Annotated in this window: 22 protein-coding genes; 5 read left to right on the forward strand and 17 right to left on the reverse strand. The window is 65.0% G+C overall.

All coding sequences use genetic code 11. The features are described 5' to 3' along the window. Positions 1-8 precede the first annotated feature (8 nt). Both B0G73_RS10695 and B0G73_RS10700 read right to left on the reverse strand, forming a co-directional pair. A complete protein-coding gene (locus B0G73_RS10695; protein ID WP_106280487.1) occupies positions 9-1,310 on the reverse strand; it encodes an MFS transporter in 1,302 nt (433 codons plus the stop codon). A gap of 65 nt (positions 1,311-1,375) precedes the next feature. Continuing rightward, complete coding sequence (locus B0G73_RS10700) at positions 1,376-2,155, reverse strand: putative hydro-lyase (protein ID WP_106280488.1); 780 nt, start codon at positions 2,153-2,155, stop codon at positions 1,376-1,378. A 185-nt stretch (positions 2,156-2,340) separates the two neighbouring features. Here B0G73_RS10700 and B0G73_RS10705 point away from each other — a divergent pair, with 185 nt between their 5' ends. Beyond that, positions 2,341-3,279 carry a LysR family transcriptional regulator gene (locus B0G73_RS10705; protein ID WP_106280490.1) on the forward strand — a complete coding sequence of 313 codons (939 nt, stop codon included), beginning with the start codon at positions 2,341-2,343 and terminating at the stop codon, positions 3,277-3,279. A gap of 30 nt (positions 3,280-3,309) precedes the next feature. Here the strand turns inward: B0G73_RS10705 and mdcH are convergent, their stop codons facing one another. The 8 genes from mdcH to B0G73_RS10745 are packed head-to-tail and all read right to left on the reverse strand — an operon-like array spanning position 3,310 to position 10,337. Further along, the gene (gene mdcH, locus B0G73_RS10710; RefSeq protein WP_106280491.1) at positions 3,310-4,242 is read right to left on the reverse strand and encodes a malonate decarboxylase subunit epsilon; all 933 of its coding nucleotides are present in this window, start codon (positions 4,240-4,242) and stop codon (positions 3,310-3,312) included. Then, positions 4,242-4,940 (reverse strand): malonate decarboxylase holo-ACP synthase, encoded by a 699-nt coding sequence (locus tag B0G73_RS10715; RefSeq protein WP_106280493.1) that lies wholly within the window; start codon positions 4,938-4,940, stop codon positions 4,242-4,244. The genes mdcH and B0G73_RS10715 overlap by 1 nt, the downstream gene beginning before the upstream one ends. Next, positions 4,940-5,758, reverse strand: a complete 819-nt coding sequence (gene mdcE / locus B0G73_RS10720; protein WP_106280494.1) for a biotin-independent malonate decarboxylase subunit gamma — start codon at positions 5,756-5,758, stop codon at positions 4,940-4,942. The genes B0G73_RS10715 and mdcE overlap by 1 nt, the downstream gene beginning before the upstream one ends. Beyond that, on the reverse strand, positions 5,755-6,639 hold the full coding sequence (locus tag B0G73_RS10725) for a biotin-independent malonate decarboxylase subunit beta (RefSeq protein WP_106280496.1): 885 nt from the start codon (positions 6,637-6,639) through the stop codon (positions 5,755-5,757). The genes mdcE and B0G73_RS10725 overlap by 4 nt, the downstream gene beginning before the upstream one ends. After that, a complete protein-coding gene (locus B0G73_RS10730) occupies positions 6,636-6,959 on the reverse strand; it encodes a malonate decarboxylase subunit delta (RefSeq protein WP_106280498.1) in 324 nt (107 codons plus the stop codon). Before B0G73_RS10730 ends, B0G73_RS10725 begins: the two co-directional genes overlap by 4 nt. Further along, positions 6,947-7,870 carry a triphosphoribosyl-dephospho-CoA synthase gene (locus B0G73_RS10735; RefSeq protein WP_106280500.1) on the reverse strand — a complete coding sequence of 308 codons (924 nt, stop codon included), beginning with the start codon at positions 7,868-7,870 and terminating at the stop codon, positions 6,947-6,949. Before B0G73_RS10735 ends, B0G73_RS10730 begins: the two co-directional genes overlap by 13 nt. A 2-nt stretch (positions 7,871-7,872) precedes the next feature. Beyond that, the gene (gene mdcA, locus B0G73_RS10740; RefSeq protein ID WP_106280502.1) at positions 7,873-9,555 is read right to left on the reverse strand and encodes a malonate decarboxylase subunit alpha; all 1,683 of its coding nucleotides are present in this window, start codon (positions 9,553-9,555) and stop codon (positions 7,873-7,875) included. Between the two features lie 8 nt (positions 9,556-9,563). Beyond that, positions 9,564-10,337 (reverse strand): GntR family transcriptional regulator, encoded by a 774-nt coding sequence (locus B0G73_RS10745; RefSeq protein ID WP_106280504.1) that lies wholly within the window; start codon positions 10,335-10,337, stop codon positions 9,564-9,566. 178 nt (positions 10,338-10,515) lie between these two features. Here B0G73_RS10745 and B0G73_RS10750 point away from each other — a divergent pair, with 178 nt between their 5' ends. The 3 genes from B0G73_RS10750 (at position 10,516) to B0G73_RS10760 (ending at position 12,631) form a co-directional block, all read left to right on the forward strand. Next, on the forward strand, positions 10,516-11,814 hold the full coding sequence (locus B0G73_RS10750; RefSeq protein ID WP_181196531.1) for an MFS transporter: 1,299 nt from the start codon (positions 10,516-10,518) through the stop codon (positions 11,812-11,814). A 261-nt stretch (positions 11,815-12,075) separates the two neighbouring features. Then, on the forward strand, positions 12,076-12,369 hold the full coding sequence (locus B0G73_RS10755) for a type II toxin-antitoxin system Phd/YefM family antitoxin (protein ID WP_106280509.1): 294 nt from the start codon (positions 12,076-12,078) through the stop codon (positions 12,367-12,369). Beyond that, on the forward strand, positions 12,326-12,631 hold the full coding sequence (locus B0G73_RS10760; RefSeq protein WP_374957002.1) for a Txe/YoeB family addiction module toxin: 306 nt from the start codon (positions 12,326-12,328) through the stop codon (positions 12,629-12,631). Before B0G73_RS10755 ends, B0G73_RS10760 begins: the two co-directional genes overlap by 44 nt. 66 nt (positions 12,632-12,697) lie before the next feature. Here the strand turns inward: B0G73_RS10760 and B0G73_RS10765 are convergent, their stop codons facing one another. Continuing rightward, positions 12,698-13,618 carry a DMT family transporter gene (locus B0G73_RS10765; protein WP_106280513.1) on the reverse strand — a complete coding sequence of 307 codons (921 nt, stop codon included), beginning with the start codon at positions 13,616-13,618 and terminating at the stop codon, positions 12,698-12,700. A 114-nt stretch (positions 13,619-13,732) separates the two neighbouring features. Here B0G73_RS10765 and B0G73_RS10770 point away from each other — a divergent pair, with 114 nt between their 5' ends. After that, complete coding sequence (locus B0G73_RS10770; RefSeq protein ID WP_106280515.1) at positions 13,733-14,617, forward strand: LysR substrate-binding domain-containing protein; 885 nt, start codon at positions 13,733-13,735, stop codon at positions 14,615-14,617. On the opposite strand, the gene B0G73_RS10775 is transcribed toward B0G73_RS10770, so the two are convergent. The 6 genes from B0G73_RS10775 to B0G73_RS10800 all read right to left on the reverse strand — a co-directional run bounded on the left by B0G73_RS10775 (position 14,602) and on the right by B0G73_RS10800 (position 22,527). Next, positions 14,602-15,660 (reverse strand): ABC transporter ATP-binding protein, encoded by a 1,059-nt coding sequence (locus B0G73_RS10775; RefSeq protein ID WP_106280517.1) that lies wholly within the window; start codon positions 15,658-15,660, stop codon positions 14,602-14,604. The two genes, B0G73_RS10770 and B0G73_RS10775, sit on opposite strands and share 16 nt — an antisense overlap. 28 nt (positions 15,661-15,688) lie before the next feature. Next, on the reverse strand, positions 15,689-17,293 hold the full coding sequence (locus B0G73_RS10780) for an iron ABC transporter permease (RefSeq protein WP_106280519.1): 1,605 nt from the start codon (positions 17,291-17,293) through the stop codon (positions 15,689-15,691). Next, on the reverse strand, positions 17,293-18,336 hold the full coding sequence (locus tag B0G73_RS10785; protein ID WP_106280521.1) for an iron ABC transporter substrate-binding protein: 1,044 nt from the start codon (positions 18,334-18,336) through the stop codon (positions 17,293-17,295). Before B0G73_RS10785 ends, B0G73_RS10780 begins: the two co-directional genes overlap by 1 nt. 57 nt (positions 18,337-18,393) lie before the next feature. Beyond that, positions 18,394-19,701: an iron uptake transporter deferrochelatase/peroxidase subunit gene (gene efeB / locus B0G73_RS10790; RefSeq protein ID WP_106280522.1), complete on the reverse strand. Its 1,308-nt coding sequence runs from the start codon at positions 19,699-19,701 to the stop codon at positions 18,394-18,396. Positions 19,702-19,738: 37 nt separating this feature from the next. After that, positions 19,739-20,902, reverse strand: coding sequence for a hypothetical protein (locus B0G73_RS10795; protein WP_106280909.1), 1,164 nt, complete (start codon positions 20,900-20,902; stop codon positions 19,739-19,741). A gap of 101 nt (positions 20,903-21,003) precedes the next feature. Then, a complete protein-coding gene (locus tag B0G73_RS10800; protein WP_106280524.1) occupies positions 21,004-22,527 on the reverse strand; it encodes a carbohydrate porin in 1,524 nt (507 codons plus the stop codon). Positions 22,528-22,953 lie beyond the last annotated feature (426 nt).

The following is a 22,953-nucleotide window of genomic DNA, read 5'->3' on the forward strand; positions in this document are numbered from 1 at the left end:
GCGGCGGCTCACGCGCTGAGTTGCCGTCCTCTGGTTTCAGGCAGCGTCAACGCGGCGAGGATCACTATGCCGTACGCCGCCGCAGCGAACACGCCAATCGCATGGCCGAGCGTCGTCGTTTGCGACACGTAGCCGATCAGGAACGGAAACGTCGCGCCGACCGCCCGCCCGAAGTTGTAGCAGAAGCCCTGACCGGAGCCGCGAATCCGCGTGGGAAACAGCTCAGTGAGGAACGCGCCCATGCCCGAGAAAATGCCGGACGCGCAGAAGCCGAGCGGGAAACCGAGCGCGAGCATCGAAAGGTTATCGAGCGGCAGTTGCGTATAGATCAGCGCAATCGCGCACGACGCCAGAGCGAACGCGATGAAGGCGCGCCTGCGGCCGATTCTGTCGCTGACATAAGCGCCCGTCAGGTAGCCGCAATACGAACCGACGATCACTACGCCCAGATAGCTGCCAGTGCCTATCACACTCAGATGCCGTTCGGTCTTCAGATACGTCGGCAGCCACGTGGTCACCGCGTAGTAGCCGCCTTGCACGCCGGTTGCCAGCACGGACGCGCGCAGCGTCGTCCAGACGATCTCGCCACGGAAAATATCGAGCAGCGAAGTGCGCGTTTGCGTGGCGGCCTGCGCCGCTTTCTGCTGCCGATGCACCTCGGGCTCGTCGACAAAGCGGCGGATCCAGATCACGAACGGCGCCGGCGCAATGCCGATCGCGAACAGCACGCGCCACGCGTAATCGGCCGGCACCAGCGAGAACACGGCCATGAAGAGCAGCGTCGAGATACCCCAGCCGATCGCCCAGCCCGCCTGCACGAGTCCGACCGCCTTGCCGCGATCGCGCGCGCGGATCACTTCGCCGATCAGCACCGCGCCGGCCGTCCACTCGCCGCCGAAGCCGAGGCCCATGAGCCCGCGCGCCCACAACAGCTGCGAGAAATTTTGCGCCAGCGCGCAAGCCAGCGTGAAGACCGCGAACCAGAGAATCGTGATCTGCAAGGTCTTCACCCGGCCGATGCGATCCGACAGCACGCCGGCACCCCAGCCGCCGAGCGCTGAACTCAGCAGCGTGACGGTGCCGATCAGACCGGCGTCGCCGCGCGTGATGCCCCACGTCGCTATGAGTGTCGGAATCACGAAGCTCAGGAACTGCGTGTCCATGGCGTCGAGCACGTAGCCGATCTTGCAACTCCAGAAGGCGCGCTTCTCGCTGGCGGAGATCTGCCGATACCACGCGAACGGGCCTTGTCCTGCACCGGACTCGCCATAATGCTCGGCGTCGGCGGTCAACTGCGCTTCGGTTTCCATGCTTGTACTCCGGTCGTCGTTGGCCGTGTCTCGTCGCACGGCGGGTGAGGGCACAAAGGCTGCGGCTACAGCACCGCCAGCGTGGTGTTGGGAATATCGGTAACGAGCATGTGCCCCGGCTTGTGAGCGATCGCGAACGGCAGACGCGCGCTTTCGATGGCGGCTTGCGGTGTGACTCCGCAAGCCCAGAACACGGGCAGCTCGTCGCCGCGTACTTCGACGGCGTCGCCGAAATCGGGACGCGCCAGATCGCGAATGCCGATCAGCGACGGATCGCCGATATGAACCGGCGCGCCGTGCACGGCGGGAAAGCGGCTGGTGATCTGGATCGCGCGGATGGCGTCGGCGGCTTTCATCGGCCGCATCGACACGACGCGATTGCCGCCGAACACGCCGGCCGCCACGTTACGCTCGCGGGTGCGATACATCGGCACGTTGACCTGCTGTTCGATATGACGCAGCGCGATGCCTTCACGCCGCAACATCTCTTCGAAGGAAAACGAGCAGCCGATCGCGAACACCACCAGATCGTCGCGCCACAATTCGTCGAGGCTGCGCACTTCTTCGGCGCGCTCGCCATGCCGGTACACGTAAAACGCCGGCACGTCGTTGCGGATGTCGAGATCGGCGCCGAGCGCGGGCACCCGCCAGTCGCCTGGTTCACCGATGCCCAGCAGCGGACACGCTTTCGGATTCAGCGTACAGAAGCGCAGGAAATCGTCGGCGTGCTGTTTGGGCAGGATGGCGAGATTGGCTTGCGCATAGTCGCCGCAATAACCTGCGGTGGGGCCGGACAGGCGACGGCTGCGTATCTGCTGACGAAACTCGGACGGCGTGTAGGACATGGACTGCTCGACTCCAGGTAGATCGCGTGGCTGAAAAACTGTCGCGGATGCAACCCAGATTAGTAACGTCAAAAATATCCATCCAGCGAGTTTTTATTGGGTTTCGTTAAATTAAACTTAACAGCGCCGTGGCCCGTTCACGGCGATGATCGCGTGCAACCCGCCGCTGTTAAGAGAGCTCCGCCATGAATACCCGCTTTGTCGAAACGTTTCTGACGCTCGCCCGTCTGGGCAGTTTTCGCGCGACGGCCGCCGCCATGCATGCGACGCCCGCGGCGATTTCGCTGCGCATCAAAACGCTCGAAGCGGAGTTGGGCGTCGAGTTGATCGAGCGCGATGCGGCCGAATTTCAGCTCACAGAGAATGGCGAGCGGCTGCTCGCGCATGCGCGCTCGGTGGTGCAGGCCACGCGCTCGCTGCAATTGGCCGCGCAGGACGAGACACAAGTGGCGACGCGTTTGCGCCTCGGCGTGATCGAGACGGTGGTGCATAGCTGGCTGCCGGACTACATCCGCCTGCTGAACCTCGAGTACAACCGTATCGTCGTGGATCTCACGGTCGATTCGAGCGCGATACTCGGGCCGCGCTTGCGCGCGGGCGAACTGGATCTGGTGATTCAAGTGGAAGAAACCGCGGAGCCTGAAGCGTCGATCGTGTCGACCTTATTGGCGAGCTACCCCGTGCGCTGGATCGCGCGCAGCGATCTGATTCCAGCCAGCCGCGCGAAACATGTGCAGACCGTGTTGAGCAAGCCCGTGCTGACGTTCGGCCGTGGCACCGCGCCGCAAGTCGCCGTCGAGGCGATCGTGCAGGCGCTCGCCAAACGCGCCGGCGTGCCGCTCGTGCAGACTCAGGTGACCTGCATGCCATCGGTCGCGGTGATCGTGAAACTGCTGCGCGACGGCTATGGGATTGCCGCGGTGCCCGCGCTATTTGTCGAGCCTTATCTGAGCAGCGGCGAACTGGGGCAATTGCAGGTGCGTCCGCTGCCGCCGCCGATCGACGTCGCGATGTATTACCGCGACGACGCCGATGTCGGCGTGCTCGCGGCATCACGTGTCGCGCGAAACGCGCTCGATCAGTATGCGAAGGCGATGGGGCGGCAGTTGATCGAGAAACGCTGAGGCATGCATGAAGAACATGCCGCCCATCATTCAATGCGCGTCGAGACGCCGTCGTGCGGTGGCCACGAGTCGATCGAACGAGAAAGTGCTGGCGGCGAGCGCGGCGGTCTCCGGCAAGTATTCGCGCGCGATATCGGTCAAGACCTGGCCCGGCGGCGCTTCGATCAGCACATGCGCGCCCATTTCCTGCATCACCGTGAGCGCGTCGAACCAGCGCACGGTGTAGCGCATATTGGTGGCGAGGTCGTCGCGGATCGCGTCCGCCGTATACAACGGACGGCCGCCGAGATTGCCGACATAGATGCTTTGCGGCGTGTGAAACGGCACGTCCTTCGCATAGGCGATCAGTTCGTCCGTGGCTTGCGCGAGCAATTCGCAATGCGACGGCACGCTCACCGCGAGGCGAGTGGCCTTGCGCGCGCCCGCAGCCAGCGCGCGTGTGATGAAGGCGTCAAGTGCATCATTTGCGCCCGCTATGACGATCTGGCGCGGCGCGTTGACATTGCCGATGTAGACATGTTGCTGGACTTCATCCGCATGTCGCGCAGCGAGCGTTTCCACTTGATACTCGGTCAAGCCCGCTATGGCGGCGAGCCCGTAGCCGGATGGGTATGCTGTCTCCATTAGCTCCGCCCGGCGGCGAACCATTTTCAACGCGTCTTCGAAGTGAATCGCGCCGCAGCTCACTGCCGCCGGGTACGCGCCGACCGACAAGCCCGCGCTGATCTCCGGCACGAAACGTTCGGCAGCCAGCGCGCGTGTAAGCGCCACGCCCGCGACCGTCAGGCCGATCTGCACGGCGACGGTCGAGCGCAAGGCGTCCGGCGTGTCCAGTGTGAGCACATCGACGCCGAGCACGTGTGACGCTTCGTCGAGCGTGTCGCGCACCGCATGATGCTCCGGCAAACAATGCAGGAAGCCATCGCTCTGCGCGCCCTGCCCGGGAAAAAGCAGCGCGAGCATCAGGCGTCGTCGCCATGAGACGCGGAGCCCCACGGATCGGCGACCAGTTGCGGGCCGCGCGCGTGGCGTGCCAGCACACGTGGTTTGCCCGCGGCCCATTCGGCCAGCGCCACACCGCCGGCGGGTGTATCGAGTTGCGCGTCCACGCGAACGCCGATGCGTTGTGCGAGCGCTTGCAGATAGTGCAGCAATTCGCCCGCAATGTCTGACGTGAGCGGTTTATCGTGCGTTCGGATGAGCAGATCGAGATCGCTTGATGCCGTCACCGTCGGCACGTGTGTGGCCAGTTCGAAACCCGCGCTGCCGGTCGGTCCCCAGACGAATGCATTCAGCGGACCCGTCGCGTCGTTTTGCAATGCGGCGAGTGCGGCGAAGGCGGGCAATGCATCACGCCCGGTGAGCGGTGGGCGTGAAAGAGCTTCCGGCGACACGGCGCTCACCACATCCGCCGACGATGCCCACGTGCCATAACGCTCCGAACGTCCAATACCGCGCATCCCGATCGCGACGAACCCATTCGCCGCCAGCGCGCGTCGTACGACCGCATACGGTGCACGCCCGAAAGCCTCGCGCACCCACGACGGTTCATCGTCAAACGCTTCCAGACGCTGCAGACGCAGCAAGTCGTGCGGCCGCCATCGCACATCGCACGAGAGCGCGTGCTCGATTGCAAACGGCGGTGCGGCACAGATTTGCATCACACCGCATCCCACTGTTCGGCGAGACGCCGGCGCACTTCGATCGACGCCGCGCGATTCTTCCGCGCCGCCTCGGATTCCAGCCGATGCGCGAGATTGCGGCGGCCATCGTCGCGCACGCTCCGGATCTGCTCGGCCAACACCTGGCGCACGCGCTCGATCTGCGCGGCGTCTGGCGCATCGGCATCGACGCCGTCGATCAACTGATCGAGCAAGCCGAGCTTGGCGAACGACGCCATCGAGTACGACATCGGCACGATGGTTTCGCCGAGCGCGTCGAGTTCTTCGACCGTGCGGCGCGTGACGCGCGCGGCGGCTTCCTTGCCCATCGCATGAACCATCGTGCCGGGCGCGTCGAGCGCGACGATGCGGTTGCCTTGATAGCCGTGCGCGAGGAACGCGCCCGACATGGCCGGCCCGACGATCAGCGCGATCACCGGATGACCGGCATCGCGCGCGGCGGCGTAGGCGTCGACCGGCGCGGCGCACGCCAGGTGAATGCCGAGCATCTCCTCGCGATAGCCGTACGCCTGGCTTTTCACGTCGACGATCGCGACGATCGGGCGGTGCGTGCCGCTCGCTTCGTCGCGCGCAATGGCGTCGCGCACGGCGCGCGCGAGCCGCCAGCCCTGTTCGAGTCCGACCACGTTGTCGGTCGCGCGCGGAAAGCGGTTGGCGGGGTCCGGCACGACTGAGAAGAAGTGCGCGGTCTCTTCGCCGAGCGGTGCGTCGCCGCTCAACACAGGCGCCTGGCTGGCCGATTCGCCGGCCAGTGCCTGGAACCAGCGCGCGCCGCGGCTGAGTTTTGCGTCGCTCATGCTTGCTCCTTGCGCGAATCGTTTTGCGTTTGACGGTTGAACACGTCACGCATGGTTTCGGGCGTGACGCTGGCGGGATCGATCCGCGCGAGCCGGTCGAGGAACATGTCGACTTGTTCGCTGCGATGCGCGGCGGGCACGCCTTGCTCGAAGGTGGAACGCACGGCGGTGCGCACCGCGTCGGAGTCGTCGTCGACCAGTTGATCGGCGAGCGCCGTCGCCGTGCGCTGTTCGCCGCCGATCAGTTGCCATACGCGGCGGCGATCGCTGGCGTCGAGTTCGTCGATGCCGGCTTCCTGTTCGATCACTTCGGGCCCATTCATGCCGAGCCGCCCTTGCTTCGTGACAACCAGGTACGAGCACAAGGCAGCCGCCAGCGACATGCCGCCGAAGCAGCCCACCATGCCCGCGATCACGCCCACCACTGGCACATGCCGCCGCAGTGCGACGATCGCCGCCTGAATCTCCGCGATCACCGCGAGGCCGAGGTTGGCTTCCTGAAGCCGCACGCCGCCGGTTTCGAACAGCACGACCGGCCGCACGGTCTTGCCGCGTTCGCAGTCGCGCAAGGCCAGCTCGAGCGCCGCGGCGATCTTGCTGCCCGACACTTCGCCGATGCTGCCGCCTTGGAACGCGGATTCGATCGCGGCGACCACGGCGGGCTCGCCGCCGATGGTGCCGCGCGCGATCACGCAACCGTCATCCGCCTGGCAGACGACGCCCTGCAACGGCAGCCACGGCGATTCGATCTTGTCGAACGGGCCGAGCAGTTCGCGGAAGGTGCCCGCATCCAGCAGCGAGCGGGCGCGCTCACGCGCCGGCAGTTCGATGAAACTCTCGCGCAGCATCGGCGCGGGATGAGCGGTCGCAACCGTAGTCATGCGTCGTCTCCCCGTTCGGCGGCTTCGGCGGCTTCGACCGCTTCCGCGAGGCGCAACGCGACCACGCCGGGCGTCGCCCCGAAGTCGTTGATTTCGATTTGCGCGGCGCCGTCATAGCGCGTGAAGAAGCGATCGAACACGCTCTTCCAGATGTGGCTGTAACCATCGACGCTGGTGCGCACGACCACGCGTGCGCTCAGCGCGCCAGCCTGGTCGGCGGGCGAGAGCAGCACTTCCAGATCGCCCGAGCCCACCACGCCGACATGCGCGCGGGTCGTGACGGCGCGTTGCGCCGGATAGTCGAAGGTCAGATGTTCCATGAGTCGGGGCTCCTGTCGGCGTCGTGATGCGTCAGCATGTCGAGAAAGAGGGTGGCGGCGAGCAGATCGGCTGCGCCGCCGGGCGATGCGTTGAGCGTCAGCAAGTCGTGTTCGAGCGCGGCGAGCGCGGCGCTGCCCGCGGGCGTCGAACTGCCTCCCGCGTCCAGCACGCGTTGCGCGCCGTGTTGTCCGGCATGCAAACCGGGCAAGCCCGCGCGATGCAGCAGGCAGGTGTCGTCCAGTGTGGCCATGATCGAGAGCAGGGCGTCGACGCGCGCGGCGTTTTCGTCGATGCTTCGCTGACGCGCCGCGAGCAACGCGGGCAGGCCTACGTCGATCACATGCGGGAAGCCGTCTTGCGCTTCACGGCGTGCGCCACCGACCTGGTAGCGCTGACGCGCGCGTTCGCCGTGGCTGTCGGAAGGCGCGGCGAAGCGATCCGGGAAGCAGGCGATCTGCGCGGCGCGCGTGCAGATCTGCGATGGGTTCGCGCGCCTGGTGCCGGCGGGCAGCGACGCCCCCGCGACCAGCAGGCCGACGATCCAGATCGCGCCGCGATGCGCATTGCTGCCGCCCGTGGCGTGCAGCATGTCGAGTTCGCCGGCGCGGCCGATCTGCGCGAGTTCGGCACGCAGCAACGCCGACGGCTCCCCGCGGCGGCGCGCCGCGCGCGCGAGCGCCGCGAACGTCGGCTCGAGCGCATGTGCCGAGCGCAGCATGGTGTCGAGATCGAGGTCACGATGCGCGCCGCTGCCGCGCCGGTCGACCAGCGCGGGCTTGGGCGTGAGTTGGGCTTCGTCGATCAGCGCGGTGATGGCGTAATGGGCGAGTTGCGCGTCGGAAAGTGGAGGTACAGCATTAGCGCAGGGCGCCTGCGCTTCTCCTCGCGCGAGCCAAGCAACGGACGCCATGCTCACCAGCTCCTGAAGCGTGCCGGCGGTTCGTACAGGCCGCCCGACCACGTCACCAGATCGTCGATGCTGCGTGCCGCCAGCAGCGAGCGCTTGGCCTCGCCGCGCCGGATACCGAGATCCTCGGGATACGCGACGATACCGCGCCGGCGCAGCTCCGCCGTTTTTTCCGGCTTCGCACGCAGACCGATCGGCGTCACGCCGGCCACGGCGGCGATCGCCGCGCGCCGTTCGTCGATGCCCTCGGCCTTGTGCAGATGCGCGATGCCTTCCTCGGTGACCACATGGCTGACGTCGTCGCCGTAGATCATCACGGGCGCAACCGGCATGCCGCTTTTCGCGCCGACCGCGACGGCGTCGAGTTCATCGACGAAGGTCGGCTCGCCGCCTTTCTTGTAGGTCTCGGCCATCTGCACGACCAGCTTGTGGCCACGCGACACCGGGCCCTCGTCGCGCAGCAGCTTGAGCCACGCTTCGCTCGAATGACGCCGGCCGCGCGGATCGTGGCCCATGTTCGGCGCGCCGCCGAACCCGGCAAGGCGCCCGCGCGTGACCGTCGACGAATTCGCGTCGGCATCGATCTGCAAAGTCGAGCCGATGAACAGATCGACGCCGTATTGCCCGGCCAGCTGGCACAGCACGCGGTTCGAGCGCAGGCTGCCGTCGTTGCCGGTGAAGAACACGTCCGGACGCGCCTCGATATACGCCTCCATGCCGACTTCGCTGCCGAAACAATGGATGCTGTCGACCCAGCCCGATTCGATCGCCGGAATCATGGTGGGATGCGGATTGAGCGTCCAGTTGCGGCAGATCTTGCCCTTCAGGCCGAGCGACTCGCCGTACGTGGGCAGCAGCAATTCGATCGCGGCCGTATCGAAGCCAATGCCGTGATTCAGCGATGTCACGCCATAGGGCTCGTAGATGCCGCGAATCACCATCATCGCGGTCAACACCTGCAGGTCGCCGATGTGGCGCGGATCGCGGGTGAATAGCGGCTCGACGGCGAACGGCCGGTCCGCCTGCACGACCACGTCGACCCATGAACCCGGAATGTCGACGCGCGGCAGTTCGTCGACGATCTCGTTGACCTGCACGATCACGATGCCATGACGAAACGCGGCGGCCTCGGCGATGGTGGGCGTGTCTTCGGTATTCGCGCCGGTGTACAGATTGCCGTGACGGTCCGCCTTTTCCGCGCACAGCAGCGCGACGTGCGGCGTCAGATCCACGAACATGCGCGCGTACAACTCGACGTAGGTATAGATCGCACCGATTTCCAACTGGCCGTCTTCGAGCAGTTGCGCGACCCGCAGGCTCTGCGGGCCGGCAAACGAAAAGTCGACCTTGTGCGCGATGCCGCGCTCGAACAGCGTCAGATGCTCGGGTCGGCCGATACTCGAAATCAGCAGATGCACGTCGTGAATCTTCTGCGGATCGACGTTGGCGAACGAGCGGGAGAGGAAATCGGCCTGCTTCTGGTTGTCGCCTTCGAGAGCGACGCGATCGCCCGGCTGAATCAGCGTTTCGAGCGCGTCGACAATGCGCTCCGGCGGCAGCACGCCATCTTTGAGCCACGGGGCAATGGCGGCGAGGCGGCGGTTCTTTTCGTCGCGACGCGTGGTCCACGAACGGGCGGCGGTGGGTGTCGATACTGCGGACGCGGCGGCTTCGGCGGGTCGGTTCATCGGCTTAGTCAGGTCCCGGTGGTGGCGCGCGGGCGTCTGCCGCGCGGCTTGGGTTGATTCGCAAGCGCGGCTTCGGCCTGCGCGCGTTCGGTGAGGAAACGATAAAGCAGTTCGCCCGTGCCCAGCAGATGCGCGACGACCAGTTTCTGTGCGGCGGGAATGTCGTGGCGTTGCACGGCGTCGAGCAGCGCGGAGTGTTCATTGTCGGACTCGCCCTTGTACGACGGCAAGCCGAATTTCAGACGCAGATATCTCTCCCCGCGCCGGTGCAGCGTGCCGATCATGTCCTCGAGTTGCGGCCGACCGGCGGGCGCGTACAGGCTCATGTGAAACGCGACATTGCGCTCGACATACAGCGACGGGTTCGACTCGCGTTCGGCGGCGCGGCACAGGCTGGCAGACTCGCGCAACGTGGCGGCCGTGTGCCTGGGTATGGCCAGGCCAATGGCGAGACTCTCCAGCGCGGAACGGATCTCGTAGATTTCGCGCGCTTCTTCCGCCGACAAGGGCGCGACGGTGGCGCCCTTATGCACGGCGGCTTTGGCCCAGCCTTCGCTCTCCAGTTGCCGCAGCGCTTCGCGCACGGGAATTGCGCTGACTGAAAAATGCCGCGCGATCGCGTCCTGCCGCAGCGGCGCGCCGGGCGCCAGCGTGCCGTCGACAATCGCCGCTCGCAACGCCTCCGCGATCACGCGGGACGTGCTTTCACGCGGCGCCGCCGCGGGTAAAAGCGGGGTGCGCGCCGGGGCGTCCAGGGGAAAACCATCTATTGCGTCGTTCATGATATCAAATATTATATATGAAAAGACGCGAATTAAACGCGGACAAACCCGGAAAAAATACTCCCCGTTCTGTCCGCGAAGTCCGCTGACCGGTGGTGCAAGGACACTCCGGTTCATCACTAACGCGCTATCTCGTCGTTCCTGTTACGTACGCCAACTGTTGGACCGGAGGAGCATGATGAATTCACTCACCGACCGCACGTCGGTCACGCGGCGCCGCACGCCGCTCAATCGTTCGCAGATCGCAGGTTTTTGGGGAGCGTGGGCCGGCTGGACGCTCGACGGGATGGACTCGTTCATCTACGCGCTCGTGTTGACGCCGGCCCTGACCGAACTGCTGCCACGCTCGGGTTATGCGGCGACGCCGGCGAACGTCGGTCTGGCCGGCTCGATCCTGTTTGCGCTGTTCCTGGTCGGGTGGGGGCTGTCGTTCATCTGGGGGCCGCTCGCCGACCGCTACGGCCGCACCAAGGTATTGGCCGGCACAATTTTTACGTTCGCCATTTTCACGGGACTCGCGGCGACCTCGCATAACGTGTGGGAACTCGGTATCTATCGCTTCATTGCGGGCGTCGGCATTGGCGGCGAGTGGGCGCTGGCCGGGACCTATGTGGCCGAAGCGTGGCCGGAGGATCGCCGCAAGATGGGCGCCGGTTATCTGCAAACCGGCTACTACGCCGGGTTCTTCCTCGCCGCGGCGTTGAATTACACGGTCGGCGTGCATTACGGCTGGCGCGCGATGTTCCTGACCGGCGCGGTGCCGGTGGTGGTCGCGATCCTGATCCTGCTGCGGGTGAAGGAGTCGGAGAAATGGGAGAAGGCCGAGGCGCGCACCGTGCGCACCAAGCCGCTGCGCGAGATCATGGGACCGGCTTATCGACGCCGCACCTGGGTCGCGTGCATTCTGCTGACCATCGCCATCATCGGGTTGTGGGCGGGCGCGGTGTACGAGCCGTCCGCCGTGATCCAACTGGCGACCAAAGCCGGCATGGCGAAGAACGATGCGATCAAAACCGCTTCGCTGGCCACGGGGTTGTTGTCGATCGCGACGATCCTCGGTTGTCTCGCGTTACCGCCGCTTGCCGAGCGCATCGGCCGCAAGAAGACGCTGGCGATTTACTTTGTCGGGATGGCCGTGGCGATCGTCGGCAGTTTCGGCTGGGCGTTTTACTTGCCTAATGGGCTTGCGCCGTTTATTGCGTGGCTTTTCGTGCTGGGTTTCTTCGGCGGCAATTTCGCGCTGTTCAGCTTGTGGCTGCCGGAGCAGTTCGAAACCCGCGTGCGGGCGACGGCGTTCGCGTTCTGCACGTCGTTCGGACGGTTCGTCGGCGCGGGCGTCAACTTTCTGCTCGGCGCAGCGGTGCTGCATATGCACACGCTCGGGGTGCCGGTGGCGTTGACGGCGATCGCGTTTATCGTCGGGCTGTTCGTGATTCCGTTTGCGCCGGAGACGAAGGGCGAGGTGTTGCCGCAGTGAGGTTGGCCGTTTGGCTGAGTGGCGGGTGGGGTGACGAACGGGCATCCTTTTCATCCGTTAGACGACGTATTTTTCCGCTGTTCCGAGTTTGCTGATTTGTACAGAACTCCGTACAATGATTGCCGATGGCTTCGAGGCGTTTCCGCTCCGTGCCATCGGCTCACCCCGCGGTCCCGCAGTGCGGCCATCCGTTCGGCGGTGGAATCGTCCCTAACTTTTGACAGGAGCGACTGGAGGGCAACCTCTCAGGTCGAGAAACGAATGAACGTCCTTACTTACAGCGAGGCGCGTGCCGGCTTTAAGCAAGCGATGGACGACGTCTGCCGCGATCACACACCCATGCTGATCACGAGGCAGACCGGCGAAAACGTGGTCATGGTTTCACTCGAGGATTTCAATGCGATGCAGGAAACCCTGTATCTGTTGAGTTCGTCGAAGAATGCCCAGCGGCTCGCCAGGTCTATCGCCCAGTTGAATGCCGGCAGTGCGACTGCTCGCGAACTGCTGAACGATGAACAAACAGAAAAGCCGCAACGAGGAGGCCGCAAAGGCTGACAGCATTTTTATGTTCACCGACGACGCGTGGGACGACTACCTGTATTGGCAGGAGACCCACCGACAGGTTTTGCGCAAGATCAATACGCTGCTGGAGGAATGCCGGCGCGATCCTTATCGTGGCACGGGGAAACCGGAGGCGCTGCTTGGAAGTTTGAGCGGATTGTGGTCGCGCCGTATCACACTTGCCGACCGCCTCGTCTACTTGCCGCGAGAAGGAAAGATCTACGTGATCGCCTGTCGCTTCCACTACGACCGCTGAGAGAAACCGGGCGCATGTGCCCGGTTTTGTTCAATGTTTCGACTGACGGCCGGATGCGCCGGACTCTCAATCCACCTGCCGCCGCACCCGTCCGCCAGGCCACAACAACGAAAGCAGCGGCCACCCCAGATTCACTCCAAGACTCGCCACCACGATCAGCACCATGCCCGCCAGTTGCGGCATCGACAGCGCGCGTCCATACACGAGCGCATCGACCACGATCGCCGTCAGCGGATACACGAACAGCAACACGGCGATGATCGGCGTGCTCAGCTTGGGCAGCGCGCCGTAAATCAACACATACGAGAGCCCCGTATGCAATACGCCCATGCCGACCAGCCAGAACCACTGCATCGGCCCGATATGCACGGCGGTCAGCGGCGCGATGAACGGCAGGCACACCACGCCGACCGCGCACTGCGCGAGGGTCAGCAGATGCGGCCGCAGATTACCGAGCCCTTTGGCGATCAACGTGACGCTCGCATACAGCACCGACCCCACCAGCGCTTCGCCGATGCCGATCAGATAGCTCGTATGACCCTGCAGATTCTCCGTGGCCGCGACGCCCGACGCGAGCACGAGCCCGACGAAAGCGGTCGCAATCCAGCCGAGCCGGTCCACGCCGAGCCGCTCGTTGAACAACGCCGCGCCGATCAGCACGACCCAGAACGGCTGCACATGAAACACCACGGTGGCCACCGCGATGCTGGTGCGATGAATCGCATCGAAGAAACCGACCCACTGCGTAACCATCAGCACGCCCGTGATCAGCGCCAGCGTGACGGTGCGCCGCGTGAAATGCGCGCGCGTGAAGAAGCCTTTCCACGCGCAATACGCGGCGAGCGAGAGAAAGCCGAACAGGCAGCGAAAGAAGACCAGCGTCAGCGCGCCGAGCCGCGCTTCCTCGACGAAGATCCCGAGCGTACCCATCAGAAGCCCGCCGCTGGCCAGCGTGATGGCGCCTTGTTGACGTTGGGTGAGGGACATGCGCAACGGCTCCGTGAATGGATGCGATGAGGTGATGTCCCGAGTATTGCGCGTCTTGCATGGCGCGGACAAACGAATTAAATTTAGCAATTCCATAAGCTGGATTGATAAATCATGCACCCCGAATTCGACGTCGATCTGCTGCGCACCTTCGTCGCGGTGGTGGAAACGGGCAGTTTCACGAAGGCGTCGACGACCGTGCATCGTTCGCAGGCGGCGGTCAGCATGCAGATCAAGCGGCTCGAAACCATGCTCGGCACGACGCTGTTCGCCCGCAACACACGCAATCTATCGCTCACGCGGCCGGGCAATACGTTGCTCGAATACGCGCGGCGTGTGCTGGCGTTGCATGAGGAGGCGTGGTCGGCGATCGTGCGGCCGGAGGTGACCGGACGCGTGGTGCTCGGCGCGCCGGACGACTACGTGTCGTCGCTGCTGTCTCCCGTGTTGCGGCGCTTTTCGAATCTGTATCCGCACGTGGAGATCGAGATCGTCTGCGCGCAGAGCACGTCGCTCGCGCCGATGCTCGCCGACAACAAGATCGATCTCGCCTTCGTCACGCGCGACCGCAAGCTGCGCGGCGAATTCGTGCGCAGCGAGCCGATGGTGTGGGTGGGGGCGTCGGTGGATACGCCGGTTCTGGCGGCCTCGCCGCTGCCGGTGGGACTCTATGAGCCCGGCTGCGTGGCGCGCCAGCACACGCTGGCCGCGCTCGACGGCGCGCGCATTCGCTATCGCGCGGCGTTCAGCAGCGCGAGCCTGATGGGACTGGTGGCGACCGTGGATGCGGGTTTATCGGTGATTGCGCTCACGCGTTGCAGCGTGCCGCCGCGGTTCGCGATTCTCGGCGAGGCGCAGGGCTTGCCGAAAATCGCGCCGCTCGAAATCGTGGTGGCGCGCAGCGCCAAGTCGGATCGTCCGACCTGCGACTATCTGGCCGCGCAGATGATGCAGGATCTGTCGCAGCGGCCGCAGGCTCAGGCTCAGGCGCGCGCGTAGGCCGTCACTTCGCCATCCACCGCGAGCCGCACCTGCTCGCCCGGCCGCGGGCAAAGATAGCCCGGCACCCGCGCGCGGACCATCGTCCGTGTGTCCGAACGCAATTGCAGCGCGACGCCCGCGTCCTGCCCTTGAAAGATCACTTCCGTGACAACAGCGTCGTAGGATGCCGCGCCGTTAGGCGTCGTTTCTCCGGCACGCAGCAGACGGATTTGCTCGGGCCGCACCATCACGTCGACAGCGCCCTGGCCAATCGGCCCGGACAATGGCAATTCACCCAGTTCGCAACTCACGCGATTCCGCGTGGCCATGCCCGGCAGCAACACCGCCTCGCCGACGAACGATGCCAGCTCGCGCGTCACGGGCCGGCGATAAAGCGTCTCCGGCGTCGCCGTCTGGATCAGCCGGCCGTTCCACAACACCGCCACTTCATGCCCAAGCGACAACGCCTCGGATTGATCATGCGTGACCAGCACGGCCGTCGCGCCGGTCGCGGCCAGCGCGCTGGCCACGGCTTGCCGCGTTTCGAGCCGCAACGCGGCGTCGAGCGACGAGAAGGGTTCGTCCAGCATGACGAGTGTCGGCGAGGGCGCGAGCGCGCGCGCCAGCGCGACGCGTTGCTGCTGGCCGCCCGACAACTGCTGCGGCGCGCGTTCGCCGAAGTTCGCCGGCAAGCCGACCAGCTCCAGCAACTCGGCCACGCGATGCCGTGCGCGCCGCTGCGCGCGCGGCAAGCCGAACACAATGTTGTCCGCCACCGACAGATGCGGAAACAGCGCGCCTTCCTGCGGCACATAGCCAATGCGCCGTTGTTCGGAGGGCACATGCAGACCGTCGCCGACCACGCGCCGGCCGTCGATTTCCACACTGCCGCTATCGGCGCGTTCGAAACCGCACAGCAAACGCAATAAGGTGGTCTTGCCGCTGCCCGACGGACCCAGCAGCGCCAGCAGCGTGCCGCGCTCGACGGACAGATCGATGCCGTGCAGGACAGGCGTGCCGTCGAATGATTTTTGCAGCCCGCGGATACGAAGTTCGCTCATGAAAATCCGATGGTAAAAGCGCGGCGCATTAGCTGCGTTCGCCGAGTAGTGCCGATTTACCGAGCAACGCGAACAGAAGGCCCGAGGCGAACAGCGAGATGCCGGTGAGCAACGCGGCATAGGGCGCCGCGGCGGCGAACGCCATCGTCGAGGTGTCGGCCCAAACCTGGGTGGCGAGCGTTTGCGTATCGAGCGGGGAGAGCAGCAGCGTCGCGTTCAGTTCGGTGACGACCGAGATGAACACCATCGCCGCGGCCGCGCCGAGTCCAGGCCCGGCGAGCGGCAAGACCACGCGGAACAGCGTCTGCGACCAGCTCAGGCCGAGTGCGCGCGCGGTCTCTTCGAGGCGCGGCTGCGCCTGCATGAAGGCGGCGCGCACACTGACTAGCGCAAGCGGCATGAACAGCATGGCGTAGGCGATCACCAGCAGCGTCGCGCTCTGATAGAGCGGTTGCAGCGCATGCACGGCGAGCGACACGATCGCCAGCGCGATCACCAGACCCGGCACGCCTTGCGCGAGAAATACGGTGCGTTCGAACAAGGTCGCGAAACGCGTCGGATAGCGCACGAGCAGAAAGGCGAGCGGCACCACCAGCAAGGTGGTCAGCAACGCCGCGGCGAGGCCGAAGCCAAGTGACGAGACCGTGGCATTGAACAGCAATTCAGGTGAGACGTCAGCCGGTGTGACGGCCGCGGCGCCAGGCTGCGTGAGCCAGTAGCCGATCATGGCGAGCGGCACGCCGAGCGTCGCGATCGAGAGCAACGCAAAACCGGCGACGACGACCCAGCGCCATACGCCCAACTCGTAGCGCAAAACCGCGCGACGTGTCCCGCGATCGACGCGTTCATAACGCGCCGCACCGCGCACGCGAAACTCGAAGGCCAGCACGATCAGGCAGATCACGATCAGCAGACATGCGAACAACGAGGCGCCGCCGCCATCGAAACTGGTGCGGAATTCCGCGTAGATCTGGGTGGTGAACGTGCGAAAGCGCAGCAGCGTAAACGCGCCGAACTCGGACAATACACCGAGCGCGACCAGCAGCATGCCGCCGAGCAACGCGGGGCGCAGTTGCGGCAGCACCACGCGAATAAACGTGGTCCAGCGGTTGCAGCCCAGTGCGCGCGCGCTTTCTTCGAGCGCGGGATCCATGCCGCGCAACGCGGCGGCGACCGGCAGATAGACGAGCGGAAAATACGCGCACGTCAGCACCAGCAATGCGCCGTTGAAGTCCTGCAAGTCCTGGCTTAGCGAGACCCACGCATAGCTCGAGATAAACGCCGGCATGGCGAGCGGCGCGGCGCTCAACACCGCCCACGCGCGGCGCCCCGGCAAATGCGTGCGTTCGACGAACCACGCAGCCGCCGTGCCGATCACGGCCGACACCAGCGTGGTCGAGACGGTGATCATCAACGTGTTGACCAGCAGTTCGCCGACCAGCGGCCGGAAGATCAGGTCGATCGCCTCGCCGGCGCCGAAGCTCGCGGCGCGCCAGAACGTAAACGCAATCGGCAGCAACACCAGCAAAGCGCTGAGTGCTGCCGCCGCGAACAGACCGCGCGGCGCGCGCGAACGCACGCGCGCCGGGACGGTGGGGACAGCCGGTGGCCCGGCTGACAAAGCTTCGCTCATTACAGCAGGCCTGCCTGGCGCAGCAGTTTGCCGGCCTGGCTATCGTCGCCGAGTTGCTGGATCGTCAGCGGCGGCGGGCTCAGTTCGGCGAACGGCTTGAGGATCGGGTCCGGTGCGACGCCTGCGTGCAGCGGATACTCGAACATCACGTGGCTCTTCGCCATCAACTGTTGCGCGCGGTCGCTCACCAGATACGCGAGAAACTTCTGCGCGCCGTCCGTGTTGTGCGCGGACTTCAGCACCGCTGCGCCCGACACGTTCACCGCAGCGCCGGCGTCGCCGTTGCCGAAGTGGTAGATCGCGCTGCGGGTCTTGCCGTCGCCGAGTTCGGCATGCAGGCGCGCCCAGTAGTAGTTGTTGACCAGACCGGTCGCGACACCGCCGCGGTTCACGGCGGCGATCACGCCTTCGTCGTCGTCGAAAATCTGCGCGTTGGCTTTCAGGCCCTTGAGCCATTGCACCGTTTGCGCTTCGCCCTTCAGCGCGAGCACGGCGCTCACGAGCGGCAGGAAGTCGCCATCGCTCGGGGCAATGCCGATCTTGCCTTTCCATTCCTGCTTGGCGAGATCGAACAGCGATTGCGGCAGTTGCGATGGCTGGACCTTGGTCGTGTTGTAGGCGAGCACGTTTTCACGCGCGGTCACCGCGACCCATGCGCCGCTCGGCGAGTTGAAACGCGTCGGCACGGTGGCGAGCGTCGAGGGGTCCACCTTGTTCAGCAGACCCTTCTCTTCGAGCAGCATCAGTTCCGGAGAGTTTTCCGTGAAGTACACGTCGGCGGGCGTGGCGGCGCCTTCGGCGACGATCTGCGCGGCCATGGCCGGGCCTTCGCCGTTGCGGATCTTCACGGCGATGCCCGACTGCTTTTCGAAGTCCTTGGCGAGCAGATTGACGACCTGCTCGTGCTGCGCGTTATACAGCGTGATCGACGCGGCCTCGGCCGCGGACGGCACCGTCGCGACAGCGGCCAGCGTGAGGGCGACCGCGCTGCCTAGCGTATTGGCCAGGACACGCAGACGCGTGCCAAACGAGTTGTAAGCCATGATCCAGAAGTCCGTTGTGATGTTGTTTTGATCTGTGTTTTGTCGACTGCGTCTGCTTTACGTCTCGAACAAGCCCGCGCCGATATACGAACCTGGCTTCGCGCCCGGCGGCACGGCGAAAATCGCGCTGCCGACGTGCGTGGTGAACTGGTTCATCATGTCGAACTTGGCGAGCCTGTCGTTGATCGGGATGAAGCCGGTACGCGGGTCGCTTTGATGCGCGATAAAAATCAAGCCCGCGTCGTACTCGGTTTCCTGGCGCCATGGCGGCCAGCGCTCGATGTAGAAGTTCGTGCCGTCGTTATACGAGTACGAACGGCGCAGAATCTGCGCGCCGTTGTTGCTCGCCTGATTCGACAGACGCACGTGCGAGTTTTCCGGAATCACCGGATTGCCGTCCTTGTCTTCTTCCTTCAGGTCGACGGCGTCGAACTCGTTCTTCTTGCCGATCGGCGCGCCGCTGTACTTATGGCGCCCGAACACCTGTTCCTGGAAGTCCAGTTCGGTGTTGTCCCAGTGCTCCAGTGTGATGCGGATGCGCCGCACGACGGTGTAGGTGCCGCCTTCCATCCACGGCGCGTCGGCGCTCGCGCCGGCCCACACGAACTGGTTCATCAACGGCGGTTTGGCAGTGGACGGATTGTTGGTGCCGTCCTTGAAGCCCATCAGATTGCGCGGCGTCTGACCGCGCGGACCGGACAGGAAACCGGCCTGGCCCCAGCGCATCGCCGCCGTGCCGTACGCCATGCGCGACAATTGACGCACCGCGTGAAACGCCACTTGCGCGTCGTTCGCACAGGCCTGGATGTACAGGTCGCCGCCGGTCTTTTCCTTGATCAACTGGTCGCCGTTAAAGCGCGGCAGATCGACGAGCGCGGCGGGGCGGCGCGCGGCGAGGCCGTAGCGATCCTTGCCTTCATGCGTGAAGAGACCGGGGCCGAAGCCGAACGTGATCGTCAGTCCGTTGGGGCCGAGACCGAGCACGTCGCCGGAATCGGGCGCGGCTTTATTCTGGTCCGCATCGCCGGTCGGCAACGGCGCGGCCGTGCCGCCTTGCGTGAGGCGCGCGGCGGCGTCGGTCCAGGCGCGCAGGAGTGCGATCACGTCCTCGCGCTTCTCCGTGGTCAGGTCGAGCGCGGCGACATAGGTATGACTCTGCTGCGGCGTGACGATGCCGCCCTGATGCACGCCGTAGAACGGCTCGACGGCCATCTGCGGATCGGCAAGAGCATGCGGCTGGGTTTTGCCGAGCGTGTTCTGCGATGTCGCCAGACCCGCGCCGAGGCTCGCGCCCGCCGCGACCGCGGCGCCGCCGGCCTTGAGAAACCCGCGCCGTGACGGCTGCGGGGGTTGATCGTTTGCCATGGTTACTTCACCTTGGTTCGGCTTTGGAACAGTCAGCTTATTTCGCGAGCACCAGGGTGTTCACGTCGTCCTGCACGTAGTAGAAACCGTCGCCTTCAGGCGTCAATGCGAGGCCGAACAGATCGCCGTTGCCCGGCGGCGATTGCGCCTTGTCGGTGTCGATCCAGCGCGCGTAAATCTGCTTGCCGCTGGCCGGATCGATTTCGACGATCTGGCCGTTCAGCGCGTTGGTCACGAGCAGGTGGCCGTTGGGTGCGGTCACCATCGCCAGCGGCCGGTGCAGCAGGCCGTCGGCGGTCAGTTGACGGCCGACGCCCGCGCTCGTGTCGCGCGTCATCGGTTCGTCGATTTCGGTGATGCGGTTGCCGATCGCGTCGGACACGTACAGCAGTTTCTGATCGACGGAGAGCGCGAGTCCGGTCGGGCCGACGAGGAACACGCCCTTATCCGCCTGCGCGCCGAAGCCGCTGCCCACCACCGTTTCTTTCTTCACGACCGGCGGCTTGCCGGCCGGCACGTCGAGGTCCAGACGCAACACGGTGGCCTGCTTGAACACCGGCGGATTGCCGTCCGCACCGCCCACGCCGAAGCCTGCCATGCTGACGAACAGCGTCGCGCTGCTGCCGTTGTCGACGACCGCCATGTTGCCCCACGGATCGTTGATGTTCGGGCTGCTGATGGTCGAGGCGACCTTGCCTTGCGGATCGATCACGATCAGACAGCCGGCGCCCTTGGTGCCGGTGGTGCCGTCGTTGCTCGGCGTGCTGCCGATAATCACATAGCCGGACTTGAGCATCGTCATCGCGGTCGACAGGCCGATGCCGCCCGGGCATTCCCTCAGATCGCGCGGCACCGTCGCGAACACCGACATCTCTTTGGTGTCCGGGTGATAGTTGATGATCGTGCTGCCGGTGCCCTGCAGATTGGTGGAGTTATTGAAGTTGCCGACCAGCACGTCGCCTTGCTTGACCGTGCCGGCCGAGACCGGCGCGACCACCACCGCGTACGGATTCTGGTCGCCGTTGCTGGGCACGGTATTGATCAGTGTGGTGTGGTGCTTGACGGTTTCAAGGAAACCTTGCGGCTCGGCCTGCGCGCTGCCGGCCGTCGCGAATGCGGCCGCACCGAGGGCGGCGGCAAACAGGGGCCATGCGAGGGCCCGCGCGGCGCGCGGCGAAAACCTGCGCGTGGGAGTGTTCACGATTGAGCCTCCGTGCCTGCGCACAAAGCGGTGGTTGCGGTCATGATCGAAAGCATGGGATTCGATATTGTCGGTAGCGTGTGAGTTGGGCGCGAACGTCATCAGAAGTTGATGGTGGTCCGCACGCCGATGACGAACGTGTTGCGCAGCGGCTGCGTCGGATCGTTCGGATTCTGGCCGGCGCCGGCGTTGAATGTGTATTGCGCGTCGGCTTGCACTTGCCACCACGGATTGACCTGGTACTGATAGGTCGCCTCGAGCGCGGTTTCGCTGGTGCGCACGCCGTACGGGCCGTTGCTGAATGCGCGGGTATCGGCGTCGAGCCCGTTCACGTGGTTGCCGACCTTGATGTAGGTGAGGGCGAGGCCCACGCTGTCGTTGTCGCGTCCGGCGAACGGCGCCTTCATCACCACGCCGAGGTTGGCGGCGAGGTTCACCAGGTTGCGGTCGCCGGGCGCGCCCATCACGCGCGCGAATACGCCGATGCTGCGCGGCTCGTCAGGGTCGGGGCGCCAGATCATCTGGTCGGCCACCGCGTAAATGCTGTAGTCGCCGTGGTGATTCTGGGCGATGCCGCTCGTAGCCGGATTCGCGAGCGACAAACCGGTGTTGTCGTAGCGTTGGTCCGCGAAGCTGCCGTTGTTGTACCAGACGCCGAGTTTGTAGGTGCCGGGCAAACCGCCGCCGCCCGCGCCGACCATTTCGCCGTCGGCCGGCTGGTTGATCGCGTACTGCAACTCGCCGATGAACAGCGTGCCGTTGTGCAGGTTGAAGTTGGTGCCGCTCTTGTTGTTCGGGTTGTTGCCGAGCGGGTCGCCGTCGTACACGCCGGCCAGCGCCGTCAATGAAGGCGTGATCTGGCCGCGCACGCGCACGCCGAGGTCCGACAGCGGGTACGCCGGGCCGCCGGACGGCATGTCGTACGAAGGCAGGGCGGGCCAGCCGAACATCGTGTTGACGAACAGCGCCGAGTACTGGCTCGTGATGAATTCCTGGTCGATACTTTGCTGACCGATCTTCACGTCGATGCGCTTGTTCAGGAACGATTGCTGATACCACAATTCCCACAGACGGGTCGCGTCGTCCGCTTCGATGCCGCTCGCCGTGTTCAGCGTGCCGAGCTTGTTGGCGCTGAGATTGGCGCCGTGAATCTGCAACGCGCTGACGTTGAACAGGCCGCCCGGCAGGCCGAACGCTTTTTGCGTGTCCAATTGCACGGTGCCGGTCGTCAGGCCGTCGTAGTCGGCGCCTTTCGCGAGACCGCCGCGCAGATTGGCGAGCACTTCGCTGGTCTCGGTGAGCGTGAAGGTCACGCCGTATTTGCCGAGCCAGGGGCGCAGGCCGCCGATGTCGCCGAGCATCTGCTGGCGATTCCAGAAACCGGTCCACTGGTTCGTCTGGGTCGCCTGAATCTTCAGGTCGGCCTCGGGCGCTTCCGGCGCAGCGTCGGGATTGGCTTCGGCCATGGCGACGCCGGCTGTCAGCGACGCCCACGCGAACGCCGTGCAGAGCGCGGCACGCCGCATCGAGGGCAAACGCGAACGGCGCGTGAGATCGGCGCGCGTCGCGAAATCGCGAAACGGACGCGCTGCTGCGCCAGGTCCGTTGAAATGGGCGAACTTCATCGAAATCCTTATTAGTGTTGTATCGACTGATCTAAACCATCGCGGCGCGTCGCCGCCTGCCCGCGATGTGCCGTATCGGTTCGCGATGCCCGGCACGGTAGATGGCGAGATCGTACGCATGCGACCTTGGTGAGTCAACACAAATGAGAACGATTCGCATCAATATTACTGACATATAACTTTGCTCTTTACGGACTGGTACTAAGCGGCATTTGCACGTAATTTGCTGTGAATATTGACGTAATGAAAACGAATGGAAGCGGTTATATCCAGAGCGGCCGAGCGAACCACGACGGGCATGCAGGGGAGGCGATATGACAAAACGCGGGGTGTCGGCGGCGTCGAACAGCGACTACGAAAACCGGTCAAGGCCGCCGCTGCGAGTTGACCGCAAAAGCAGCTATGATCGACTCCCAAACCGCACAG

The sequence above is a fragment of the Paraburkholderia sp. BL25I1N1 genome (assembly GCF_003002025.1).
Lineage (GTDB): Bacteria > Pseudomonadota > Gammaproteobacteria > Burkholderiales > Burkholderiaceae > Paraburkholderia.